1 protein-coding gene is annotated in these 786 nt (G+C 42.0%); it reads right to left on the reverse strand.

Annotated features, from left to right (window positions below):
* Window positions 1-632: fructosamine kinase family protein (locus R8N47_RS24575; RefSeq protein ID WP_318186020.1), on the reverse strand; the 632-nt coding region annotated here is incomplete at its 3' end.
* Between the last annotated feature and the right edge of the window lie 154 nt (window positions 633-786).

The following is a 786-nucleotide window of genomic DNA, read 5'->3' on the forward strand; positions in this document are numbered from 1 at the left end:
AAACAAATCGGGCCAAACGCGGTGAGAGCGACATTACCATTCCATAAATCACCATGTAGAAGAGACGGTTCTGGCGTATGGTTCGCAAGAAGCTGTTTTACAACGTCAATAAAGTCGTCGATATCAACTAGCGTCACGCCTTTCTCTTTTAATAACTGCAGTTGCCAACCAATACGTTGCTCAGCGAAGAATATGCACCATTTTTTGTGCCATTGATTCGGCTGCAGGGTGGAACCGAGATAATTGTCGGTATCGAAACCAAACTCTTTCTGTTCTCCCCATTGATGCAGTTGAGCTAATTGCTGACCAAATTTGAAGCTGTTTTCAGGGGCATCTAGGGGTTTGGTAGGAAGGTAGTTCAAAATAATGAAAGCGTTGTTTTTGGTCTTACCGACCAATACCACTTCAGGGACAAATATTGTCGAAGTTTCGCGTAACAAGTGCAGGCTCTCGGCCTCAACTTCAAACTTGTGCAAGAATTCTCGGTCGTTGATTTTGACAAAATAGCGTTGCTCACCGTCGTTTATCATATAGCTTTCGCTAATGTCTCCGCCGGATAGTCGAACTTTTTCGGTGATCTGATATTCAAACAGCAAAGTATCAGAAAGTTGTTGCGATATTGCTTGCCACATACAAAACCTCGCGAATCTATTTGACCACCAATAGTTTAGGATAAACGACAAGAGATTGGCGCGGAGTTGAGCATACTTCGGCAAGAAAACTTTGATTAAAAACACCTATTTTTTATAAGTGTGAATCAAATCTCCTATAAGCCTATGATTTGTC

The sequence above is a fragment of the Vibrio sp. 2132-1 genome, assembly GCF_033344315.1.